Genomic DNA, 21,630 nt, shown 5'->3' with positions numbered 1-21,630 from the left:
TGACGCCTGCTCGCACTCTGCAGGGTTGCAGAGTGTCGGGCCATCTTCGATAGTGGATTAGACCAAACGGCCGAAAATCCTCTTCCGGCCGTCTCCGCAGGAGTGGAGGCATACATGTACGTCTGCATACCGGCAGACCGCGACTCGATCCGCCATACCCAGCGCGTCGTGGCCGCCGAGCTCCAGCTGCGGCACTGCCCCGCCGAGCAGATTGCCGACACCCAGCGCGTCGTGGCCGGCCTCCTCGATACGCTCTGCCGGACGGCGGGTGTCAGCCAGTACGGCCTTACCATCCAGCAGTCCCCCGCCGCCCCCGGAGCAATCCGTGTGAGCGTGAACACGGACGGCATGAGCACGCAGCGCGAGGTCCCTATCCCCCGCCCCCGGACTCCCGCCGACGACAGCCCAGAACTCTGATTGAGCCCGGCCGGGCACCCTTCACGCACGGGGCGGGCCACCGTCGGCGCGTTCACCGGGCCTGAGGCCGGCCTTCGCTCGGTCCTGTGCTCCGTCACAGAGGTACGGAATCAGCTGAAGGCCGTTGTCAACCGCGGCCGGATCGACGTCGAGCGACTGCGTACTTTGCTCGCCGGGCTGCCGTTGCCCCGGATTGAAGGCGGGCGCTTGGTGCTGGCTGTCGATGTGTCGCCATGGTTGCGGTCGAACGCACCGTGCTCGGCGGACAGGCTGTTCTGCCATGTCTACGGGAGGGCGAAGTCCGCCTCGCAGTCCATCCCGGGCCGGCCGTACTCCCTCGTCGCCGTCCTGGAGCCCGGGGCCACGGCATGGACCGGGATCCTGGACGTGGTCCGCCCCTTCCCCGAGGACGACGCCACCGCAGTCACCGCCGCCCAGCTGAGGTCCGTGACCGAGCGGCTCGTCGCGGCCGGCCAGTGGCAGCCGGGGGACCCGGACATCACGATCGTCATGGACGCCGGCTACGACGTCACCCGCCTGGCCTGGGTGCTACGGGACCTGCCCGTCGAACTGGTCGGGCGGGTCCGTGGCGGTGTGGTTGTGGTCCTCGAAGACCAGCGCCGCCCCGGCGGACGTGAACCTGTGATGGCAGATGTTCCTCAGCGGATTCGATCTCGAGCACACCTTCCGCTGCGGAAAGCAGATGCTCGGCTGGACCACCGCGAAGATCCGTACTCCCGAGGCGGCAGACCGCTGGACCTGGCTCCTGGTCGTCGCCCACACCAGCTCCGCCTCGCCTGACCGCTGGCCGCCACTCTCCGTCGGCCCTGGGAGAGGCCGGCCAAGCCCGATCACCTCACCCCAGCCCGGGTCCGCCGAGGGTTCAGGAACATCCGCACCCGCCTGCTCTGCCTCGCCCGTGTTCCCCGACCAACCGGAACCGGACCCGGACGCCCCCTCGGCTCGGAGAACCGGCACCCCGTCACCCGCTACGACGTCGGTATGCGACATCCCTCCGCCTTGCGACGCATCGCATCTGACGCCGGGCGCTGATCCACCAGGGATTACGGGAGAGCCCCTGGCTTGTTCCATACGTTTCGACCGTTGTAGGGCGATCAGGGTCTTCTCACGGCTGACAGTTTTGCCTGGTCTCCGTCTAGGGTGTCGAGGATGCCGCTTGTCGAAGTGACCTATGCGCCCACGGTGCCCGAGCCCCAGCTACGCGAACTCGGCTCGGTGCTGCCACACCTGGTGTCCCTGGCTGTGGAGTGCCCCGAGGAGCCGTACGACGGCGAGCTGCAACCCGGGGATGTCGAGATCCGCTTCCGGCCGCTGAGCCCGCTGGACCGCAGCGGCCTGACGGTGGTGATCGAGATCAAGTCAAAGTGGTCCGCCAGCAGGGAAGCCAACCGCCAAGAGCGCGTGGATGCGCTCCACGCGGAGCTCCGCGCCGCAACCGGGCTCGTCGACTTCGGCGTCTACCTGTCACTGCCGAGCGCCGCTTGGTCCCAGGGAGACTGATCACTCACACCCGACAGCGTCGTCTCCCAGACCCCGGTGAAGGCGAAACGGCGCGTCGACCTGTCCTGGCTGATCACCGCGGCCTACATGCAGTTCAGGCTCGCCCGGCCCCGGACGACCACCCGGTACACGCAACGAGCGCCGGACACCCCGCTACGACATGGGCGAAACCGTCCGACGCGAGAAGACTCTGATCGCCCTGCAACGGTCGAAAGGTTAAAGAACAGGGGTGGTGATGTCACCGAAGGCGTCCCGGGCGGCCTGGCAGAGCCACCCGGGGGCCGCAGCGGTCGACCAGGAGGAGGCCGGCCTCGTCGGACGGCTCAGTGACCGGGAGAGCAAGGTGCTCGTGCTGGTCGCGCAGGGGTTTTCCAACGCCGAGATCGGCGGCCGGATCCACCTCAGCGCGGGCACGGTGAAGGAGCACGTCAGCGCGATCCTCACCAAGTTGCGGGTGACCGGCCGGGTCCAGGCGGCGCTGCTCGCCCAACGGGCTGGCCTGCTCGACGACACGCGGCGCCGCCCGGAGCCGGGCCGATGACCGCGCCGAAGGCCTGGTGGGCACGCATCCCCGCCCCAGTCGTCGACGTCGTCGTCGTTGGCGTCGCGGCGGCCGACGTGCTGCTGAGCCTGGAGGCGGCGTCCGCTGCCGCTCAGTCCGTGGCCGCGCTCGCCTGCGGCGCACTCGCAGCCCGCCGCCGCTTCCCACTCACGGTCTTCCTGCTCACGCTGCCCGCCAGCCTGATGCTGGACATTGTGTTCGCCCCCTTCGCGGCCCTGTTCACACTGGCTGAGCGCTCCCGCAACCGCCGCCTGCTCACCGTCTGTGCGGTACTGTTCGCGCTCGCCTCCGCTGCCCCCTGGCCTCTGGAAAACGTCTCCGCACACGAACGCACCTGGCCCGTCGTCTACTTCTTCTACCCCCTCGCCACCGCCGCAGCGCCCGTCCTGCTGGGCCAACTCGTCCAGGCCCGAAGAGACTTGGCGCTCCGACTCGTCGAGATCGAGGGGGCCCGCGAGCACGAACGCCTCCTGCACTCCCAAGCCGTTCTCGCCCGCGAACGCGCCCAGCTCGCCCGCGAGATGCACGACGTCGTTTCCCACCAGGTCAGCCTGATCGCCGTCCAGGCGGGCGCACTCCAAGTCGCCACCCGGGACCCGCACGCCAAGGAGGGCGCCCGCACCATCCGCTCCCTCAGCGTCGACACCCTCGACGAACTGCGCCACATGGTCACCCTGTTGCGCTCCTCGGGCGGCCACGCCACCGAGTTGCCCCCCAGCCAACCTTGACCGATCTACACAAGCTGATCACCACGAGCAGCATCGACACCGAACTGACCGGTGAGCTTCCTGTCACATTGGCACGCCCGTGCAGCGCGCGATCTACCGCACGGTCCAGGAAGCCCTCACCAACGTCCGCAAGCACGCCCCCGGCACCACCGCGACCGTATGCCTCCGCCACGAGCCCGGCGCCTTCGTCGTCACCGTCACGAACACGCCGAACACGCCCCACCCGTCCTGCTCTTCCCCTCCCCAGCTCCCACCAGGGCCTGATCGGTCTCGGAGAACGAGCCGAACTCCTGGGCGGCACTCTCGAAGCGGGCACGACCGCGAACGACGGGTACAGGGTGGCCCTGCGCGTCCCGGCGAACGGAGATGCCTGATGGGCTGGGCCCACTCGTCACGCGGCAACTGCTCCCATCTCGCGCCCGCCCGCGCACGGGACCTCCTCTGACACTCTTGCCGCCCCTAGGGAAGGGAAGCCGTACGGCTGGCGAAGTCCGCGAACCAGGCAAGCATTTCGGGATGGGTGATGGCACCCTCGGCGCTCACTTCGGCGATCTGAGCCCCCTGGAGGATGCGTTTGACGGGAACCTCCAGCTTCTTCCCGGTCAGCGTCCGCGGCACGGCTCCTATCGGAACGATGACGTCCGGGACGTGGCGAGGTGAGAGGTTCTGCCTGATCGACGTGGCGATGCTGTTCCGGAGCTCGTCGTCGTCGGCGGTGCCTTCGGCGAGGACCACGAACAGTGGCATGAAGTACCGGCCGTCCCGCAGTTCGACACCGACGACGAGACTGTCGGAGATCTGGGGAAGCCGCTCGACAACGGCGTAGATGTCGGCGGAACCCATCCGGACACCCATGCGGTTGAGTGTCGAGTCCGAGCGGCCTGCCACCACGACCGACAAATCGGGGTCGACCGTGACCCAGTCGCCGTGCCGCCACACCCCTGGATATACGTCGAAGTAACTCTGCAGATAGCGCCGGCTGTCGGGGTCGTCGACGAAGTACAAGGGCATCGAGGGCATCGGCGCCGTCACCACCAGCTCTCCCTGGTCTCCGATGAGCGGCTGCCCCGAAGGATCCCAGGCGGCGAGGGCGACTCCCAGGGCGGGGCACTGGATCCGCTTCGCACGCACGGGCAGCAGTGCGGAGCCGCCGGCGAGTACCGAGCAGATGTCGGTCCCCCCACAGATCGACTGCAGCCATGCATCAGGGGCGAGACGGTCGTAGACCCAGCGCCAGGTGCTCCCGGGCAGTGACGATCCTGTCTGCAGGATGGATCGCACGGCGCTCAGGTCCACCTCGGCCGCCGGGTGCGCGTCCGCCTTCTCCAGGGCGACGAGGTAGGCCGCCCCCACGCCGACCACTGTTGCACCGGTCTGCTGGGCAACTCTCCAGACGCCGTTGACGTCCGGACAGGTGGGGCTGCCGTCGTACAGGACGAGCGTGGACCCGTGCAGCAGGCCCCCGACCATGAAGTTCCACACCATCCAACTGGTGGATGTGTGGAAGAAGTAGCGGTCGTCACCGCGCAGGTCGACGCCGAGCCCGAGGGCCTTGAGCAGCTCGACGACGATGCCGCCGTGGCCCTGCACGATGCCTTTTGGTACGCCCGTGGTGCCGGATGACCACAGGATCCACAGGGGGTGGTCGAAGGGAACGTCGGCGAATTCGAGTTCCGCCTGTATGCCCACCAGTTCGGACCACGCGTGCTGCTCCACGGTGGGCCGCTGCGACCACGACGATCCGGCCGAGGACGTGTAGAGGTGGTCGACCGCGAGCAGGTGCCGGACCGTGGGCAGCCCTTCCACCAGCTCGGCTACCGCCGGACGTCGGTCGAACTCCTTCCCCCCGTGGTGGTAGCCATCGGCCGCGATCAGAACCGTCGGCCGTGCCTGCCGCAGCCGCGCGAGCACGCTGGATGTGCCGAAGTCCTGCGAGCACACCGTCCACACCGCGCCGACGGCGGCGCCGGCCAGCAGCGCGACCACGGCGTGCGAGGTGTTCGGAAGGTAGCCGGCGATGCGGTCACCCGGCCGCACGCCCATGTCCCGAAGGGACGCGGCGACGGCCGCGACCTCGCGTCCGAGCTGCTCCCACGACGTCTCCACCGGTTCGCCGCCCTCGGACACGCTGATCAGGGCGGGCCGCGCGGGGGTGGCACGGGCGAAGCATCGCTCGGCGAAGTTCAGCCGTGCCCCCGGGAACCAGGATGCCCCGGGCATCGACGGGTCGGCGAGCACCTCCTCATAGCCGCTGACGGCGTCGAGGCCGTAGAACTCCCATACCGCCGACCAGAAGGCCGGCACGTCCGCGGTGCTCCACCGCCACAGCTCCGGGTAGTCGGAGAAGGACAGTCCACGCGCCCCGCTCAGCCAGCGCATGAAGCCGGCGATGTTGGAGCTTTCGGCCGCCGAGCGGCTCGGGGACCACAACAGATCGGTGTCGGTGTACAAGGACGCCTCCAGAGGCGAGATCGTGCAGGAAGCGCGGCAGGGTGTCGGACTGCACTCAGCCGAGCTCGCGGATGAACTCTTCCGCCCGGGGCCATGCGCCGTAGCCGGACGCGGGGTTGAGGTGTCCGACCGGGCCGAGATCCACGAGACGGCTCCCCCATGCCCTGGCGAGATCGGCGGTGCGACGGAAGTCGGCCAGGGGGTCGTTCGTGCCCGCCGCGACGACGCTGGGAAAGGGCAAGGGCGTCCGCGGGACGGGCAGCCAGCCGTTCTCCCGCAGGGCCTGAGGCGTGGGGTACCCCTCGGGCAGCGGCGTGCCGAAGTCCGGTGGCGCCGCCAGCAACGCGCCCTTGATCGGACGCCGGTGCCGTTGTGCCCAGTGCGCGGTGGTCATGACTCCGGCGCTGTGGGCAACCAGTACGACGGGACCGGAGATCTCCGACAGTACGTCGTCCAGGGCGGTGACCTGGGCGATGCAGCTCAGCCTGTCGCTCGTCAGCGGAGCAACGGTACGGGCATCGGCGATCCTGTCGCTGAGGAGGGTCTGCCAGTGGTCCGGTACGTGATCGCGCAGTCCGGGGACGATGACGAGCGTCGGCGATGCGGCGGAACTCATATCGACACCTTCAGGTTCGTGGGAGTCGGGGCGGGAAGCAGGCCCAGGCGGCGTAGATCGTGCTCGTAGCGGAGCCTGCCGATGACGAAGGCCACGCCGCTGAGGGCCGCGACACAGGGGACCAGGCGCAGTGCGCCGAGCAGGCCCAGGTGGTCCGCGAGCATGCCCGTCACCGCGGGCCCCGGGGCGAGCCCGAGCAGGCTGTTGGCCAGGGTGAGCGTGGCCATGGCCGTCGCCGCGACGGCGGCAGGGGTCAGATTCGCCACCATGGCGGCCGCCGGGCCGGCCGTGGCGTTGGACAGCAGGGTCCCGACGCCGATCAGCAGGAGCTGCGGCGGACCGACGGGCAGTTGGAATCCGACCGTCAGCAGCACGAGAGAGCCGAGACTGCAGACGATCGCGACGGTCCACTTCCGGGCGCCGTTCCTCCGGCTGAGGCGGTCGGTGACGAACCCGGAGAGGATCATGCCTGTCCCTGTGATCAATGCGAAGGCCCCGGCAACCACACCGGCCTTCGCGGTAGGCATGGCGTAGTAACGGTTGAGGAAGCTGGGCATCCAGGCGAGCAGGGCCATCGCTATGAACATCTGCAGCCCGCTGCCGATGTAGGCGCAGAGCACGGAGACCGAGGAGAACAGCCGCGGCAGCAGGGTCCGGATCGGAGCCCGTTCGCCGGATCTGCCGCTGCCTGCGCCGGCACCTGCTCCCAGTCTCTTCTCCTTGACCACCATGCCGTAGACAGCGGCCATGACGAGTCCGGCGATCCCCATGACACCGAACGCCCAACGCCAGCCAAGTTGTTGGGCGACGACGCCGCCGATCGATACGCCCAGCACGGATCCGAAGGCGCCTCCCGCGATGAACGCGCCGGAGAGCGTGGCCCGCAGGGTGACGGGAAAGACGCTGAGGACCACCGCGATACCGACGCTCCCGTAGGCCGCCTCGCCGACACCGACCATGAACCGGCCCAGGAACATCTGGTCGTAGCTCGCCGCGACGGCGCAGCCCAGGGTCGCCAGACTCCACACCGTCGCGGCGATGACCAGGCTCTTGACCCGGCCCCAACGGTCCGCCAGAAGGGACAGGGGGAAAGTGAGCACACCCACCATCAGGGCGACGATGCCGCTGAGCGAACCCAACTGGGCGTCGGCCAGCAGCCATTCCGCCTTCAGCAGAGGAAAGACCGCGTTGAGGACCTGCCGCGACATGTAGTCGATCAGCAGGAGCCCGAAGCTCAGCGCGAACACCAGCCGGGCATACCCACGGGACACAGTGGGCATGACGTGAGACGTGCCCGGCACGAGCGTGCCGGCCGTGTGAACTCCCATTGGCGCCACCTTCTCGTCTCTGGTCAGGGTTCAGAAGGGCCTGTCGCCGACGATTCCGGCGCGCTCCATCTTGCGGACGGCGGGCCAGTAGTCCTGGACGGCGTAGTGCTGGGTGGAGCGGTTGTCCCAGATGGCGAAGCTGTTCCTCTGCCAGCGCCAGCGCACCTGGTACTCGGGGACGGCCGCCTGGCTGATCAGGTAGTTCAGGAGGTTGCTCGCCCCGGGCGCGTGATCCTGGCCGAAGCGCACGTTCTCGGGCGTATGGAAGTTGACGAAGTGCGTGGTGAAGGCATTGACGAAGAGGATCTGCTCGCCGGTCTCCGGGTGGGTGCGCACCACCGGGTGCTCCGGGTCCGGGTACCGGGCCTTCAGCTGGTGGCGCTGTTCCATGGGCATGACCGCGCCGAAGGTCGCCTCGATGCTGTGCCGGGCGTGCAGATCCGCGATCTGCGTCTTGATGTGCTCCGGCAGCCTGCGGTATGCCTCGGCCATGTCGACCCAGACTGTGTCTCCGCCCACCTCGGGCGTTTCCACGCAGCGCAGTACGGCCCCCATGGGCGGGCACTCGCGCCAGGTCGCGTCGCAGTGGAGCGCGTTCTCGTAGTGCTCGGGCCTGCTGTCCAGGTCCTTGTAGATGCGGACCAGTCCCGGGTGGTCCGGATCGCTGCCGACCATCGGGTGGTCCTCCAGCGGGCCGAAGCGCGAGGCGATGGCGACGTGCTCGGCGCGGGTGATGTCCTGGTCCCGCAGGAAAAGGACCTTGTACTTCAGCAGCAGTTCCTTGACCTCGGCGAACAGGTCGTCGTCGCGCGAGGCGTCGCCGAGGTTCACTCCGGAGAGCTCTGCACCGATGGTGCAGGTCAACGGCTCGGCCTTGATCGATGTACGGAGGACGCCCGGGCGTACCAGGGCGGGCGCGGCTTCTTTCGGGTGGACGCTCTGGGACATGTGTTCACTCCTGGGGTGATGTGCGAGGCACGGTGCGTTCGAAGGTGCCGGGCACGGCGTGTTCGAAGGTGCGTGGCACGGAGTGTTCAGAGGACGAAGACCGAAGATCCCGTGGTCCGTCCCGCTTCCAGGTCGCGGTGTGCCTGTACCGCGTCCTGAAGGGCGTAGCGCTGATTGATCTGGATCTTGATACGTCCGGACTCGACGTGCTCGAACAGCTCGCCCGCCAGGGCGTCCCGCTCGCCGGCTTCCGCGATGTAGTCGGCCAGCGCGGGCCGGGTCACGAACAGCGAGCCGTGGATGGCGAGTTGCATGGCGTCGAGCGGCGGCACTCCGGAGGCCGTGCCGAAGCAAACCAGCAACCCGCGGCGTCGCAACGAGGCCATGGACCCGGCGACGGTGTCCTTGCCGACGCTGTCGAAGACAACGGGAACGCCGGCGCCCCCGGTCAGCTCCCGCACCCGCGCGGCCACGTCTTCGCGCCGGTAGTAGATGATGTGTTCGCAGCCGTGTGCGCGGGCGATCTCGGCCTTCTCCTCGCTGGAGACCGTGCCGATCACCGTGATTCCGAGAAGCTTCGCCCACTGGCAGACGATCAGGCCGACGCCCCCCGCCGCCGCGTGGAGCAGCACGGTGTCGCCGGACTTCAGCGGATGGATCCGGCGCATCAGATAGGCGGAGGTGAGGCCGCGCATGGTCATCGCGGCGGCGGTCTCGCAGCTGATCCCGTCCGGCAGCCTGATCAGCGACCCGGCGGGCATGACCCGCTCGGTGCTGTAGGCCCCCAGCGGACTGCCGGTGTAGGTGACGCGGTCGCCCTCGGCGACATGCGTCACCCCCTCGCCCACCGCCTCGACGACGCCGGAGGCCTCGACGCCGAGCCCGGCAGGCAGCGGTGCCGGGTACAGACCGGAGCGGAAGTAGGTGTCGGCGAAGTTGAGTCCGACGGCGACGTGCCTGATCCGTACTTCCCCCGGTCCCGGATCGCCGACGGTGACCTCCTCCCACCGCATGACTTCGGGGCCGCCGGTCTCATGGAAGCGAATGGCGTGTGCCACAGGTTGCTCCGTTTCCTCGTGTGTGGGCACGGCGGTCGCGGACCGCCCCGGATCGGCCGGGGCGGATGCGCGATCGGCCCCGGGACCGCCGCTGGTGGGGAAGGGTCAGCTCTTGACGTCGCGCAGCATGAAGCCGCGCAGGCCGGGGCGGCGGTTGGGCACCATGCCGAGTTGAGCCAGGGTCTCGTCGGCGTCCGCGTATCGTTCGCCGAGCTTGTAGATCTTCTTCGCTTCCGCCCCGGTGGCGATCTCGCGGCCGAGCGCGTCGGCGATCTGAACCATCTGCTCGACCTGCTTCACGGAGGACATCCGCTCGCCCTTGCGCCGCCACAGGTTGTCCTCGTTGCCCACCCGTACATGCGTGCCCAGGGCGATGCCGATCGCGTTCATCGGCGCCACCGCGCGCATGGAGGCCTCGATGGTGAGCACGGCACCGTCCGGGACGCGGCGGATGAACTCGATCAGGTCGGCCGGGTGCCGGCCGGCGAACCCGCCGCCGATGGCAACGTAGTTGAGCACCAGCGGCCCGGTGTGGATGCCCTTGCGGATGAGCCGCTCCACGGTCTCCAGCTGTGCCATGTTGGCCAGTTGGAAGTGCGGCTGGATGCCGTTGGCCTGGAGCCGTTCGAGGTGCTCCAGGTAGAAGTCCGGTCCTGCCTCGACCACCATGTCCCGGTATGCCTTGTAGTACGCCGGTTTGGCCATCGAGGTGCCCTCGATGTCCTCGTCGTCGAAAAGCTCGACGATGTTCATCTGGTTGGTGTTGATCGCGATCGTCACCTGGTCCGGACTGGGGGTGATCTCTGCCAGCAGGTGGCGGGTGTCGTAGCTCAGCCACTTGGCATCGGCGCCCTCGTCCTCGGGGGCGAAGGAGATCGACCCACCGATCTGGAGGACCATGTCCGGTACGGCCTCGCGCAGGCGGGCCATCAGCTCGTTGAACATGGACATGCGCTTGGAGCCATGGCCGTCCAGCTCACGCACGTGAATGTGCAGCACGGTGGCACCGGCGTTGTAGCAGTCGACCGCCGCCTGTACGTGCTCGTCCATGGTGAGGGGGAGGTCGTCGGCGTCGCCGGGCAGCCACTCCGGCCCGTAGGGGGCCGCCTGGATCACCAGCTTCTCCTGGTTCTCCGGATACAGGGAGTCGTCGAGGAAGTGCACGGTCCATCTCCTTTGTCGGACGGGTCTTCGCTCGCCGCGCGCATCGCTGCCCGCGATACGGGGCCCGAAGGGCTGGGCGAGGGATGGAGTGAGCTCGGGGGCCGGATTCCCGGACCGCTCGGCGGCTGGGATACGGTCAGCGAGCCGAGAGGGATCACACGGCTGAGGCAGGGTTTCCGCTGGTCCTTGTGGGGCAGTCGGTGTCCCCTGCGGTAAGGCAACGTTAAGGGCGGGTTACGCGCCGCGCTTTCCCCTGGGTGACAACTGACTTATCACTTGGGGACAGGCCATGCCCCTGCCGGCATCGCTCCGGACCGGGCACGACCCAGGCGGGGGTCGCGCCGGCCTCCGCCTCCTGATCGCCGGTGATCACTCCTCGCCGGAGTGGTGCCGGCTGACCCTTCCGCTGCGCCACTCCCTGGGACTGCTGCCGAACTGCTCACGGAACCAGCGTGAGAAGCCGCTCGGCCCGGAGAATCCCAGCAGCCCGGAGATCTCCGTCAACGAGCGGCGCGGGTTCGCCACGAGCTGCTCCGCGAGCTCGGTACGCGTCGCGTTGAGGAGGGAGGAGAACGTCTCGCCCGAAGCCGCCAGGTACCGGTGGACGGTTCTCCGGTCGACGCCGAGGCTGGACGCGACCTGCTCGATCGAACAGCGCCCGCTCGGCAGCAGGACTTCGATCAACTCGCGCACCCGGTCCGGTACGGTCGTGTCCCTCGAAACCGCGATGGAGTCGAAATACTGGCGCGCGTAGTTCCGGAGCAGGGGATCCGACATTGCATTGGGAGTGTTGAGGTCACTTGCACAGAAGACGATCCCAGTGAATTCCCGATCAAATTCCGCTACCGGACCGAAGATGTTCCGGTGGGTACCGAGGTCTTCGGGAGCGCTGTGCGTGAAACACACGGAGACCGGCTGCCACCGCGCGCCGAGGAAGGTGCGGAGAACTCCGTGGAAGGCGCCCACGGCCAGCTCCGTGGCCTGCCGGGCCGCCATGGCCTCACCCAGCTCCAGGCCCACCTTGAGGGTGGTCAGGCCGTTCGCCTCGACGAGTCGGCTACGGAGCATTTCGTTGCACATGTAGTCATGTCGTATAAGTAGCCCGAGCGCACTGCGGACATCGGGCTCCTCGCGGATGACCAGACTGATGGGGCCGAGGTTGGCGAAGCGGCGGCGCTCGGCGAGGAGCAGGCCGAAGTCCTCACGGTGCGAGGCCACCGCCGAGAGTTCGAGCAGCTGCGTCACGGCCACGCCGGAGATCCATCTGTCCTGGACCGCCAGGCCCACGGGGTCCAGACCCACGCTCTTCATCAGCGCCTTCGGGTCGATACCGAGGGACTGGCTGAGCTCGACGTAGCCGTTCAGCGCTGCGTTGCGGACCAGTGGCTTCAAGGGCGCACTCCAAGGTTCTGTCCCCAAATGGTAAGTACGGTGTCACGTCAAGTAAAGCGATGCGCCAGGCCCTGACCTAGCGTTGCACCACCGCGATGGAGCTCATCTCCCGGATTCGACGTCCCGGCCGGTCGGAAATCCTGCGGTGAACACCATGACAAATGCTCCAACCATTGACCAGACCTCTGGAAAAGTTGCACGAAATCCTGTGTAGATCCATAAATTGCGGCGGAATGATCCGATTCAGTTCCACAGGATTCTTCCGTGCGGAAAGGAGAAGAGTCGTGCACGCGATCCCCGGTCCCGCAGCCGGCAAAAAGGCGCACGCGATTCCGACCGGACGGACGCACGCCCCGAGTGGGGCCGCCATGACGAGCGTGATCAATGTGCTGCGCCGGCCCTGCACGGGGCCGGCCGTGTGGAGGGGGCCGGATCTGGCGGACTCCGCCCAGTGGGTCCTGCGACTCTCGCCGGCACAGACCGACGAACTCGGGGCAGCCCTGCGGTCGGTGCGCGAGCGGGGTGTTCCGCTCCTGAAGGTGACCGCCGACGACTTTCCGCTGCCGACCCTGTCCGGCGAACTGGCAAGGCTCGCCGACGTACTGGAGAACGGACGGGGCTTCGTACTCGTCAAACGCATCCCGGTCGAGCAGTACGGCGAGGCGGCGGCGAGCACCATTTTCTGGGGACTGGGCCAGCACCTGGGCGTCCCGGTGTCGCAGAATGCCGCGGGCCATATGCTCGGTCACGCCCGGGACACCGGCGGCACCATGGCCGACCCCTCGACGCGCGGCTATCAGACCCGGGCGAGGCTGCCGTTCCACACCGACGGTTCCGATGTCCTGGGGCTGCTGTGTCTGCGAGCGGCGCGCACGGGCGCGCGCACCGCTCTCGTCAGCTCTGCGGCGGTCTACAACGCCGTGCTGAAGCGGCGGCCGAAGCTGGTCGAGCGCCTGTACCGGACACATCTTCTCGACCGTCGGGAGGAGCAGCTTCCCGGTGAACCCCCGTACTCCGCAGTGCGGTTCGCGTCCTGGGACGGGGGGAAGCTCAGCATGCGATACAACCGCTGCTACCTGGAGTCCGCACAGCGCTTCCCCGATGTTCCCCGCTTGCAGCCGGCGGACGTGGAACTGTTCGACCTCATCGACGAACTGGCCGAGTCCCGGGAATTCCGGCTCGATATCGATTTCGAGGCCGGTGACCTGCTGCTGCTCAACAACCACGCGGTTCTCCATTCCCGCGCGGAGTACGAGGACTTCGCCGAGCCCGAGCTGAAGCGCCACGTGCTGCGGCTGTGGCTGGCCCTGCGGCAGGGGCGCGACCTGCCGCCGGACTTCTGGGGGGATCCGCACAGCGCGGTGGACCGTCCCGGCCGCGGTGGGATCAGCCCTCGCGACGTGATCGCGACGCAGAACTCGGCGGTCCGCTGCGGCTCTCGCAGCCACGGGTGACCGCCACCAGCTCCGACCGAAGGGGAAGCCGCATGAACAACCTCGCCTCACTCCTGGCGGAATCCGCCTGGGCCAATGGTGGCCACATCGCCATTCGCCAGGACGAGATCGCCCTCAGCTATGCCCAACTGAACGATGCCTGCGCCCGGTTCGCCACCCTGTTGCGGGACAGGGGCATCCGGCCGGGTGATCGGGTGGCGTTGGTCATGCCCAACGTCACCCACTTCCCCATCGCCTACTACGGAATCCTCCGCGCGGGCGCCGTGGTGGTGCCGTTGAATCCACTGCTGAAAGCCCGTGAAACAGCGCACGCCCTCCGGGATTCCGGAGCCCGCGTCGTGGTGACGTTCCCGCTGTTCGCGGACGAAGTCGCGAGGGCCGCCGCCGAGGTCGGGGCCGTATGCCTGGTCACGGATCCGGCGGCATTCGACGCCCTGCTGCGGGCCACCGAACCGATGCCCGAGGTCACCGACCGGGCAGCGGACGACACCGCCGTGATCCTCTACACCTCGGGAACGACGGGGACCCCGAAGGGCGCCGAACTGACCCACGGCAACCTGATGACCAACGCGGTCGCCACGGTCGAGACGCTGCTCCACGTCGGGCCGGACGACGTACTATTCGGCGGCCTGCCCCTGTTCCACGCGTTCGGGCAGACCTGTGCCCTCAACACGGCTGTCGCCGCGGGCGCCACCCTGAGTCTGCTGCCACGGTTCGAGCCGACGAAGGCGCTGGAGATCCTTCACCGGGACGGGGCCACCGTCTTCCTGGGCGTTCCCACGATGTTCACAGCACTGCTCCAGGCCGGGATCCCCGACGGCCATGACCTCTCACTGCTGCACCTGGCCGTTTCCGGCGGCGCTTCCCTGCCGGTCGAGGTACTCCACGGCTTCGAGCGGGAATTCGACGTCACCGTGCTGGAGGGCTACGGACTCTCGGAGACCTCTCCGGTCGCCTCGTTCAATCCTCCGGACCGGCCACGCAAGTCCGGCTCGATCGGGGTGCCCATCCGCGGGGTCGAGCTGAGGCTCGTCGCGGACGACGGCACCACGGCCGGACCGGGCGAAGTCGGTGAGATCGCGATCCGCGGCGAGAACGTCATGAAGGGCTACTGGAACCATCCCGGGGCGACCGCGGAAGCCTTCCGCGACGGATGGTTCCACAGCGGGGATCTCGCCCGGGTCGACGAGGACGGCTACTACTTCATCGTCGGCCGGAAGAAGGACCTCATCATCCGCGGTGGATACAACGTCTACCCGCGCGAGATCGAGGAGGTGCTCTACGAACACCCTGCCGTCGCCGAGGCGGCAGTGGTCGGTGTGCCGCACCGGGTGCACGGGGAGGAGGTGGCCGCCGTGGTGACACTCCGGGACGACGCACGGACCACTGCCGATCAGCTGCGCGACTACGTCAAACAGCGGGTGGCCGCCTACAAGTACCCACGGATCGTCACCTTCGCCGACGGGCTCCCCAAGGGAGCCACGGGCAAGATCCTCAAGCGTGAAATCGTCGTCCAGCACCAGGAGTTCGAGGACTGAACCGGTCTGCTTCGGGAGACCGCAGCCCGAACCGAGGTCACTGCGGCGGGAGGCGATGTGCTCCGGCATCTCCTGGATGCGGACGCCGGTGTGCCGAAGCACCTCCACGGTCGCTCACGGCCAGAACGCGGCCTCCTCTTCATGGGTGAGGTTCCGCCGCCTGCCGGTGTCCACCTCGTCGACAGACGGGCCAGGGGGCTGATGCCGGGACGTCGCTGCTTGCCGAGGGTGTCTGGGACACGGGAACACTCGTGGCCGGCGCGCTCGCAGGCGGCACACCGTTCCGTCTCCACGACCGGAAGGCGCCGGCGAACCCGCTGGTCAAGGGCGAGTTGCTCCTGCTGCCGGGCCGGGGGCCGGGCGGGCTCACCCGCGCGGTGGTGCGCAAGCCGTTGATCGCCGCGGTCGAGGGCTGGGCGCTCGGCGGCGGATTCGACAGAGCAGGGGCAGACCCTGCGGGCAGGAATCGATCTGCCCGCCGGGGCGAGAGCGGCCGAACGCTGCAACACCGCAACGCTGTTCGAGGGGCTGCCGGAGCCGATCGACCTGGAGCTCGACCTCACGGAGCGCATGCTGTATTGGACGGATCGCGGGGACCCGCCGCGCGGCAACAGCGTGCACTGCTCACCGCTTGACCCGCCGGAAGGACGGCGGACGGCCGAGATTCTGCTGACCCGCCTGATGGAAGGCATGGGCCTCGCCCTCGATCCGGATGACGGCCGCATGCACGTGACCGACCTGACCGGGAACGTCTACGCGGCTGATCTCAACGGAGAGAACCGGCGGGAGATCCTCGTCCTGCAGGGCAACCTCACCGGCATCGCCCGGGCCGTGCTGCCGCCGACCCGAACCAGGCGTCAAGACAACTGAGTCCGATGTCTTCAGTGGTCGTGGGCGGGTACGGCGAACTGGCGCGCTGGTTCGATCTCGTCGTCCCGGCCGTGCCGTACCGGTCGACCGCCGCCAAGTGAAGTCACAGTTGGGGAGGTGCGTCGCCGCCGAGGAGGGCGATCAACTGGGCGAGGAGGGCGTCGAGTTCGCGGCCGACGTCGGCGATCCGCGGGTTGCCGTAGTCGGCGAACAGGAGGCTGGGCTGTTCGACGGCGAGTTTCGTATCGCCGTCGGCGTCCGCATAGAGCAGGGTCCGCAGTGGTGCGTACAGCATGACCGAAGGGTCGTGGCGGAACATGCGTTCGGCGATGGTGTGGTTGCCCATCAGGTACTGCGTGGCCTTCCAGAAGGACGGTGACCCCGCCATGACGGCGGTGATGTCGCTGCGGAAGTAGCGCATGAACCCGTGCGGGGCGTTGATCTCGGCGAGCTCGAGCGTTGCCTGCCAGGAGGCCATCTGGAAGAAGCGGTCGAGATCGACCTCGGGGACGAGGGTTTCGTAGCGTACGCGGGCTGCGTCGTAGGAGCACGGGAGCGCCACGACGAGCCGCCGGGCGGGGTGGTCGATGGCAGCGGTGTCCTTGGTCATGGTTGCGCCTGTTCGTCGCCGGAGTGAACGAGTTCGACGTCGTGGATGTCGAGCGTGATGGAAGGGAGGTTGAGGTTGACGCTGTTGTCGGGATTGCGGCGGAAGACTCGTCGGCGCGTGGCCACGAGCAGGCCGTCGAAGCTCCTATGGCGGCTGGTGTAGTGGCCGACGAGTGTGCTGCCGTTGACTTCGGCGATGTAGTCCATGCGGCGTTGCATTCCGAGGGCGTCGAAGTAGAACACTTGGTCGGGGTTGTGAGTGGCGATCTCGGGTGGGAAGCGCACCTGCAGGCGTCGCCAGGTCTGCCCGGCCTCGCGCCACGGTTCGATCTCGTGGACCCGCACGTCCGGGTGGGTGAAGAGGAACGGGGTGGTGAAGTAGTTCCAGCACGCGTAGCCCAGGAAGTATCCGAGATGTGGAGCGTCCCAGGCGCTGTTGCGGAGCATTCCCTTGAAGCCGGCGCGTGCGGGGGCGAGGGTCTCGACCGATTCGCCGTCGAGGGTCTGCATGGTGACGCTGTCGGCGGCGGCGTCGAAGACCATCCGCCGGTCGGGGCGGGTGAACGGGGTGAACACGATGTGCTCTCTTGCCGTGTCGAGCGTCAGGATCTGGTCGAACGTCCTGTCTGGCGGCCAGCCCTTCATTGCCCAGATCGGGCCGCCGATGGAGATGTCGACGTGCAGGCCACGCAGGGCGTCCCAGGATTCCTGGCCGCCGGCGGCGGCGATTGCCAGATCGAGGAGTTCGTCACTCATGAGCCGGGTTCTTTCCGTCGCGATGCGCATGGCGGTCACCGAATCCGGGGACCACCAGGTCTTCCGGCAGCCATCAGGGGCGGACGAGAACGAGGCCGACCTTGCCGGGCCGTACCGCATGCTCCACGGCGTTGGCCAGCTCGCCAAGGTCGTACGTGGCGGCCACCTCGAACTGGCCCTTGAGCCCCAGCGCGATCTGCTTCGCGGTGGCGACGTCGGACGCCCGCCTCTCGGCGGAGGCCTCGGCCAGCCACCGGCCGATGTTCTTGCCCCGCAGCGTCAACGACTTGTTGAGCAGTGTCGATGCGTGCACCGGGATCGCCTCTTCGGCAATTTGCCCGTAACTGACCAGTTTCCCGCCCGGCGTCAACAGGTCCAGAAGGCTCTCTGCCAGCTTCCCGCCGATCGGGTCGAAGGCCACACCCACCGGGCGGCCGCCGGCTGCCTTGCGGACCTCGTCGGCCCAGCCCGCATGCTCCGTCGACACGACCGGCACGTCGGGGAATCGCTTGCGCAGCTCGGCAGCCCCGCGGTCGCTGCGGACGACGTTGACCAGTGCCAGGTTGTGAAACCGGCACACGCCGGTCACCAACCGCCCCACCGACGAGCCCGCGGCGGTCTGCACCACAAGACCGTCGTACCCGAAGGCCAGGTGCTCCTGCGCCTCACGGCGCAGCATCACCGTGGTGAGCGGGTTCGCGAGCATCTGCGCGGCGACCTCGTCCGACAACTCGTCCGGTACGGCGACGACCGTCCCGGCATCCGCCACGATCCACTGGGACCACGCCCCCGGCTGGGGGAAGACCGCTACGCGGCAACCGACCTCGACCCCCGGGGCCAAGCGCGCTCCGCTGCCGATCGCCTCCACCACACCGGTGGCCTCCAGGCCGACCGGAACCGGCTGTGCAGCCTTCCCCGGGTAGGCCTCGATGGCCTGGAGATCACCGGGGTGCACCGAGAAGGCCGTGGTGCGGATGAGTACCTGGCCGCGCCCGGGCGCTGCCGGCTCCGGCTCCTCGATCACGGTCAGGACGTCGGCAGGCGCCCCTCCACGGGTGTGGACAACACGACGGTTCATGATTCTTCTCCAGCGCGCTGGTACGTGTGGGTCTGGGCCCGGGCATCGACCGACGTCCTGCGGCCCCCGTTGTACTCCGCCGACTGCACTGCGGAACAAGGGTTTCGCAGTGCACGCGGCCCGCGTCGTACGGGCGGTCCTTGCCGTCGGTTCGTGGTGATTGCCAGGTCGAACAATTCATCACTCACGGGCCGGGTCCTTTCCGGGACGGTGTCGGCTTGAGAACTCGATCCGGCGTCCGTACGGCGTCCGGCCCCGTGCACAACGGCCGATCGGCACCTCCAACGGTCTGCCCGCAGCACCCTCGACAACGAACGACGAGGAGATGGCTTCAGAGGCTGAACAGGCCGGGGTTCTCACGGACGTAATCGCCCACTCCCGAAGGAGGCCGCCCGATGACCTGCTCGACCCCGTCCGCCTTGCGGTCGTACCGGTTCTCCGCGTGAAGGCGAGCCATGGTGGAGATGTGCTGGAAGACGTGGTCGGGCAGTCCCAACGGCCCGAGATCGGCGTCGATCCATTCCTGCAGGGGGACATCGGTGTAACCGACCTGTCGGCCCATGGCTGCGGAGACCTCCGCCGCCATGGCGGCGACGTCCTCCGACCGCGGGCCGGTCAGCTCATAAATCCGTCCGACGTGCGGGGCAGGATCGGCCAGGATCTCCTCCACGACCGCGGCAACGTCCCGGGCCGCCACAGGGGAGGTTTTCGCCCGGCCGAAGGGCAGCCTGATGCTTCCGTACTTCGCGATCGAGGAAAAGCCCACACGGAACAGCGGGTTCTCCATGAACACGGTGGGTCTGACCTGGACGACGGGCAGGCCCGACCAGCCGAGGACCTGCTCCACCAGCCACTGCTGCCGCTGCTGTACGGACTCGGAGCTGCTGGTGAGGTGCATCGCGGAGACGGTCAGCTGCGACATGTTCACGAACACTTCCAGGGACCCGTACGCACGCGCGACGGCCGCCACCGTCACCGCAGCCTCCAGATACTGCGCCGATACGCCCATGCCGAAGTACATGCGTCCGCAACCGGCCAGGGCGTCGGCGACATCGCCCGCGCGCGTCAGGTCTCCGACGACGGTCTCGGCGCCCGTCGCACGCAGCGCCTCCGCCCGATCGTCCTCGCGACGCACCATGGCCCGGACGGGCAGGCCCCGACGCCGAAGACCTTCGACAACGGAGCGCCCGACGGCGCCGACACTGCCCGCCGCGCCTGTCACCAGAATGGGAAGCACACTGGTTTCCGGGGTGCGGTCCATAGGGGCAGCCTGTGGTGCGCAAGGCCAGGGCGCAACTGGAGCCGGCCGAACCGTCGGCGCGGCGACAACAGTCGGCTCATGTGCGACAGGGGCGGTACGAGGCTCGGACGACGGTCCTGCGGCGTGCGCCGCAGCGCCTGTCGGCGCGGATCTCGAAGCATCCGTACCGGGCGAGCTTGCCCGGCACGGTGCCAGCCGTCCGGTTGCAGCTGAAGCGAGCAGCTGAGGGGAGGTTGAATGAGGAGTGATGCGCCACTGCAGACGGCCTGCTCCGGCATGCCCTCACCGCCATGCCGCCCACTCCTTCACCGCGAACCCCTCGCCGACGCGCTGCACTTGTGCTGCGCCCGGCCCGGGGAAGTGCGCGGGGAACAGCAGGGCTCCCCGGTCCGCGGCCTCTCCCAGCACCCGGCGCCGGCTGTCCCGTGCGCGGGGTTCGTCCTCGTCGAAGCTGGGGCAGTCGTCCGGCTCCGCAATCTGCAGTGGGCTGTGCAGCAGGTCCCCGGCGAACACGGCCCGGTCCGAGCCCGACCGCAGCCATACGACGGAGGAGCCGGGCGTGTGGCCGGGGGCGGGCACGACACGGAGCTGGGCGTCGATGTCGTAGTGGTCGCCCTCCCACAGCACGGTCTGCCCGGCCTGGTGCACGGGGGCGACGCTGTCCTCGAAGACGTTGGCCATCTGGGGGCCGGAGCGGGTCCGGTGTCCGTTGGCCGGGTTCCAGTAGTCGAAGTCGGCGCGCGGGATGACGTACTGGGCGTGGGGGAAGGTCGGTCGCCACTCTCCGTCGTCCGCCCGGCGGGTGTTCCAGCCGACGTGGTCACCGTGGACATGGGTGCAGATCACCGTGTCGACGTCCCTGGGACGGACACCTGCCGCGGCCAGCTCATCGAGGTAGTGGGTGTTCAGATGGTGGAAGGACGGCATGGCCGGGCGCTCCCGGTCGTTGCCGATGCCGGTGTCGATCAGGATCGTCCGGCCCTCGCTGCGGATCAGCCAGGTCTGGATCACAACGCGGACCTCGTCGGCGGCCGGGTCGAAAAAGGTGGGGGCGAGCCAGTTCTCGTGTGCCTGCCACTGCTTTACGGGCACGTCGGGGAAGACGTAGTCGCGGGCGTGGCCTCTGGCGGGCAGCTCCACCACACGGGTGATCTCCGCATTTCCAAGCACGATGGTGTCCATGCCCCCAGCCTGCGTGCCGGATGGCGCAGCCGCTATCGGTCGCACCTCGAAGGGAGCGGGATGCGGCGCGATGCGACCGGTCGGCGACGTACCGTACCGGGTTGGAGTCGGACGGCAACCATGGCGGGGCGGGAGAGCGTGGGGCTCGTTCTCGAACCGAATCAGGTTCCTCCGGCGCTGCCCGGATCCCGGTACTCGCGCAGGTCCCGCAACACCGCCCGTGCAGACAACCCGCGCTTTCTCGCCTTCGACCGGTCCACGGATCGGTCGCACGTGGTGCGAACGCGCGAGAGTCGGGCCCTTGAGAGGCTCGGGCGAACAGCGCAACCTGCGGTGAACCCGACGAAAGCGCACCGGCGACTACGCCCGTCCGACGCATACAGGATCGAGTGGCCTCCCCGAGGTGCTGCATCGCGAACCCGCGCGCCGAAGACGTTCCAGAAGCCTTCATGCGGGCTTGTGCGATGGCCCTCCAGCCGTCGGCGGGGCCGGTCCACCTGTCGATTGCGTTCAATGGCTGGAAACAACCCCTGGCCGGCCCCGCCCGCCTGCGTACCGTAAGCGACCGGGTGGTCCGCCGACGAACAGCGACTGCGGCTCTTCGCCGACCGCATCTCGGCCGGCAGCCGGCCCGCCCTGGTCTTCGGACCGGAGGTGGGCTGCAGCGACGGATGGGACGCGGCGGTCGCCTTGGTGG

Annotated in this window: 18 protein-coding genes and 2 pseudogenes; 8 read left to right on the top strand and 12 right to left on the bottom strand. The window is 68.5% G+C overall.

What is annotated here, in order from left to right:
• The first annotated feature begins 114 nt into the window (after window positions 1-114).
• The 5 genes and pseudogenes from ACF08M_RS08330 to ACF08M_RS08310 all read left to right on the top strand — a co-directional run bounded on the left by ACF08M_RS08330 (window position 115) and on the right by ACF08M_RS08310 (window position 3,602).
• Window positions 115-417: a hypothetical protein gene (locus tag ACF08M_RS08330; RefSeq protein WP_392184441.1), complete on the top strand. Its 303-nt coding sequence runs from the start codon at window positions 115-117 to the stop codon at window positions 415-417.
• A complete protein-coding gene (locus ACF08M_RS08325; RefSeq protein WP_392184440.1) occupies window positions 418-1,218 on the top strand; it encodes a transposase in 801 nt (266 codons plus the stop codon).
• Between the two features lie 369 nt (window positions 1,219-1,587).
• A complete protein-coding gene (locus ACF08M_RS08320; protein ID WP_392184439.1) occupies window positions 1,588-1,938 on the top strand; it encodes a hypothetical protein in 351 nt (116 codons plus the stop codon).
• Window positions 1,939-2,164: 226 nt separating this feature from the next.
• Window positions 2,165-2,479: pseudogene (locus tag ACF08M_RS08315) on the top strand (response regulator transcription factor); the annotation flags it as partial.
• Window positions 2,476-3,602, top strand: a pseudogene (locus ACF08M_RS08310) (sensor histidine kinase). The pseudogenes ACF08M_RS08315 and ACF08M_RS08310, both read left to right, overlap by 4 nt.
• Window positions 3,603-3,687: 85 nt before the next feature.
• Here ACF08M_RS08310 and ACF08M_RS08305 read toward each other — a convergent pair.
• From ACF08M_RS08305 to ACF08M_RS08275, 7 genes are all read right to left on the bottom strand, one after another.
• Complete coding sequence (locus tag ACF08M_RS08305) at window positions 3,688-5,679, bottom strand: acetoacetate--CoA ligase (protein ID WP_392184438.1); 1,992 nt, start codon at window positions 5,677-5,679, stop codon at window positions 3,688-3,690.
• Window positions 5,680-5,734: 55 nt separating this feature from the next.
• Window positions 5,735-6,295: an RBBP9/YdeN family alpha/beta hydrolase gene (locus ACF08M_RS08300; protein WP_392184437.1), complete on the bottom strand. Its 561-nt coding sequence runs from the start codon at window positions 6,293-6,295 to the stop codon at window positions 5,735-5,737.
• Window positions 6,292-7,575, bottom strand: a complete 1,284-nt coding sequence (locus ACF08M_RS08295; protein ID WP_392184436.1) for an MFS transporter — start codon at window positions 7,573-7,575, stop codon at window positions 6,292-6,294. Before ACF08M_RS08295 ends, ACF08M_RS08300 begins: the two co-directional genes overlap by 4 nt.
• Window positions 7,576-7,653: 78 nt before the next feature.
• Complete coding sequence (locus tag ACF08M_RS08290) at window positions 7,654-8,571, bottom strand: TauD/TfdA dioxygenase family protein (RefSeq protein WP_392184435.1); 918 nt, start codon at window positions 8,569-8,571, stop codon at window positions 7,654-7,656.
• Window positions 8,572-8,657: 86 nt separating this feature from the next.
• Window positions 8,658-9,629 carry a quinone oxidoreductase family protein gene (locus tag ACF08M_RS08285; protein WP_392184434.1) on the bottom strand — a complete coding sequence of 324 codons (972 nt, stop codon included), beginning with the start codon at window positions 9,627-9,629 and terminating at the stop codon, window positions 8,658-8,660.
• 105 nt (window positions 9,630-9,734) lie between these two features.
• Window positions 9,735-10,793, bottom strand: coding sequence for a 3-keto-5-aminohexanoate cleavage protein (locus tag ACF08M_RS08280; RefSeq protein WP_392184433.1), 1,059 nt, complete (start codon window positions 10,791-10,793; stop codon window positions 9,735-9,737).
• A 369-nt stretch (window positions 10,794-11,162) separates the two neighbouring features.
• Window positions 11,163-12,185 (bottom strand): AraC family transcriptional regulator ligand-binding domain-containing protein, encoded by a 1,023-nt coding sequence (locus tag ACF08M_RS08275; RefSeq protein ID WP_392184432.1) that lies wholly within the window; start codon window positions 12,183-12,185, stop codon window positions 11,163-11,165.
• A 368-nt stretch (window positions 12,186-12,553) separates the two neighbouring features.
• Between ACF08M_RS08275 and ACF08M_RS08270 the strand changes: the two genes are divergently transcribed.
• The 3 genes from ACF08M_RS08270 (at window position 12,554) to ACF08M_RS08260 (ending at window position 16,047) form a co-directional block, all read left to right on the top strand.
• The gene (locus ACF08M_RS08270; RefSeq protein WP_392184431.1) at window positions 12,554-13,639 is read left to right on the top strand and encodes a TauD/TfdA family dioxygenase; all 1,086 of its coding nucleotides are present in this window, start codon (window positions 12,554-12,556) and stop codon (window positions 13,637-13,639) included.
• 32 nt (window positions 13,640-13,671) lie between these two features.
• Window positions 13,672-15,177 carry a long-chain fatty acid--CoA ligase gene (locus ACF08M_RS08265; RefSeq protein ID WP_392184430.1) on the top strand — a complete coding sequence of 502 codons (1,506 nt, stop codon included), beginning with the start codon at window positions 13,672-13,674 and terminating at the stop codon, window positions 15,175-15,177.
• Window positions 15,178-15,747: 570 nt separating this feature from the next.
• Window positions 15,748-16,047, top strand: a complete 300-nt coding sequence (locus ACF08M_RS08260; RefSeq protein WP_392184429.1) for a hypothetical protein — start codon at window positions 15,748-15,750, stop codon at window positions 16,045-16,047.
• 103 nt (window positions 16,048-16,150) lie between these two features.
• Here ACF08M_RS08260 and ACF08M_RS08255 read toward each other — a convergent pair whose 3' ends face one another.
• From ACF08M_RS08255 to ACF08M_RS08235, 5 genes are all read right to left on the bottom strand, one after another.
• Window positions 16,151-16,657 (bottom strand): DUF302 domain-containing protein, encoded by a 507-nt coding sequence (locus tag ACF08M_RS08255; RefSeq protein ID WP_392184428.1) that lies wholly within the window; start codon window positions 16,655-16,657, stop codon window positions 16,151-16,153.
• Window positions 16,654-17,412: a hypothetical protein gene (locus ACF08M_RS08250; RefSeq protein ID WP_392184427.1), complete on the bottom strand. Its 759-nt coding sequence runs from the start codon at window positions 17,410-17,412 to the stop codon at window positions 16,654-16,656. Before ACF08M_RS08250 ends, ACF08M_RS08255 begins: the two co-directional genes overlap by 4 nt.
• A 73-nt stretch (window positions 17,413-17,485) precedes the next feature.
• Window positions 17,486-18,490 carry a zinc-binding dehydrogenase gene (locus ACF08M_RS08245; RefSeq protein ID WP_392184426.1) on the bottom strand — a complete coding sequence of 335 codons (1,005 nt, stop codon included), beginning with the start codon at window positions 18,488-18,490 and terminating at the stop codon, window positions 17,486-17,488.
• A 331-nt stretch (window positions 18,491-18,821) separates the two neighbouring features.
• Window positions 18,822-19,751 carry an NAD(P)H-binding protein gene (locus tag ACF08M_RS08240; protein ID WP_392184425.1) on the bottom strand — a complete coding sequence of 310 codons (930 nt, stop codon included), beginning with the start codon at window positions 19,749-19,751 and terminating at the stop codon, window positions 18,822-18,824.
• A gap of 282 nt (window positions 19,752-20,033) precedes the next feature.
• Complete coding sequence (locus tag ACF08M_RS08235) at window positions 20,034-20,933, bottom strand: MBL fold metallo-hydrolase (RefSeq protein WP_392184424.1); 900 nt, start codon at window positions 20,931-20,933, stop codon at window positions 20,034-20,036.
• Window positions 20,934-21,630: the final 697 nt, after the last annotated feature.

The sequence above is a fragment of the Streptomyces sp. NPDC015032 genome, assembly GCF_043080425.1.
Classification (GTDB): Bacteria; Actinomycetota; Actinomycetes; order Streptomycetales; family Streptomycetaceae; genus Streptomyces.
The sequence above is the reverse complement of the archived record's forward strand: the minus strand, read 5'-3'. Positions and strand labels throughout refer to the sequence as shown.

Excerpts from the sequence above, each read along its gene's own strand:
- ACF08M_RS08330 (WP_392184441.1), top strand. The coding sequence starts at position 115 with ATGTACGTCTGCATACCGGCAGACCGCGACTCGATCCGCCATACCCAG.
- ACF08M_RS08320 (WP_392184439.1), top strand. The coding sequence starts at position 1,588 with ATGCCGCTTGTCGAAGTGACCTATGCGCCCACGGTGCCCGAGCCCCAG.
- ACF08M_RS08300 (WP_392184437.1), bottom strand. The coding sequence starts at position 6,295 with ATGAGTTCCGCCGCATCGCCGACGCTCGTCATCGTCCCCGGACTGCGC.
- ACF08M_RS08295 (WP_392184436.1), bottom strand. The coding sequence starts at position 7,575 with ATGCCCACTGTGTCCCGTGGGTATGCCCGGCTGGTGTTCGCGCTGAGC.
- ACF08M_RS08290 (WP_392184435.1), bottom strand. The coding sequence starts at position 8,571 with ATGTCCCAGAGCGTCCACCCGAAAGAAGCCGCGCCCGCCCTGGTACGC.
- ACF08M_RS08270 (WP_392184431.1), top strand. The coding sequence starts at position 12,554 with ATGACGAGCGTGATCAATGTGCTGCGCCGGCCCTGCACGGGGCCGGCC.
- ACF08M_RS08265 (WP_392184430.1), top strand. The coding sequence starts at position 13,672 with ATGAACAACCTCGCCTCACTCCTGGCGGAATCCGCCTGGGCCAATGGT.
- ACF08M_RS08260 (WP_392184429.1), top strand. The coding sequence starts at position 15,748 with ATGCTGTATTGGACGGATCGCGGGGACCCGCCGCGCGGCAACAGCGTG.
- ACF08M_RS08255 (WP_392184428.1), bottom strand. The coding sequence starts at position 16,657 with ATGACCAAGGACACCGCTGCCATCGACCACCCCGCCCGGCGGCTCGTC.
- ACF08M_RS08250 (WP_392184427.1), bottom strand. The coding sequence starts at position 17,412 with ATGAGTGACGAACTCCTCGATCTGGCAATCGCCGCCGCCGGCGGCCAG.
- ACF08M_RS08245 (WP_392184426.1), bottom strand. The coding sequence starts at position 18,490 with ATGAACCGTCGTGTTGTCCACACCCGTGGAGGGGCGCCTGCCGACGTC.
- ACF08M_RS08240 (WP_392184425.1), bottom strand. The coding sequence starts at position 19,751 with ATGGACCGCACCCCGGAAACCAGTGTGCTTCCCATTCTGGTGACAGGC.
- ACF08M_RS08235 (WP_392184424.1), bottom strand. The coding sequence starts at position 20,933 with ATGGACACCATCGTGCTTGGAAATGCGGAGATCACCCGTGTGGTGGAG.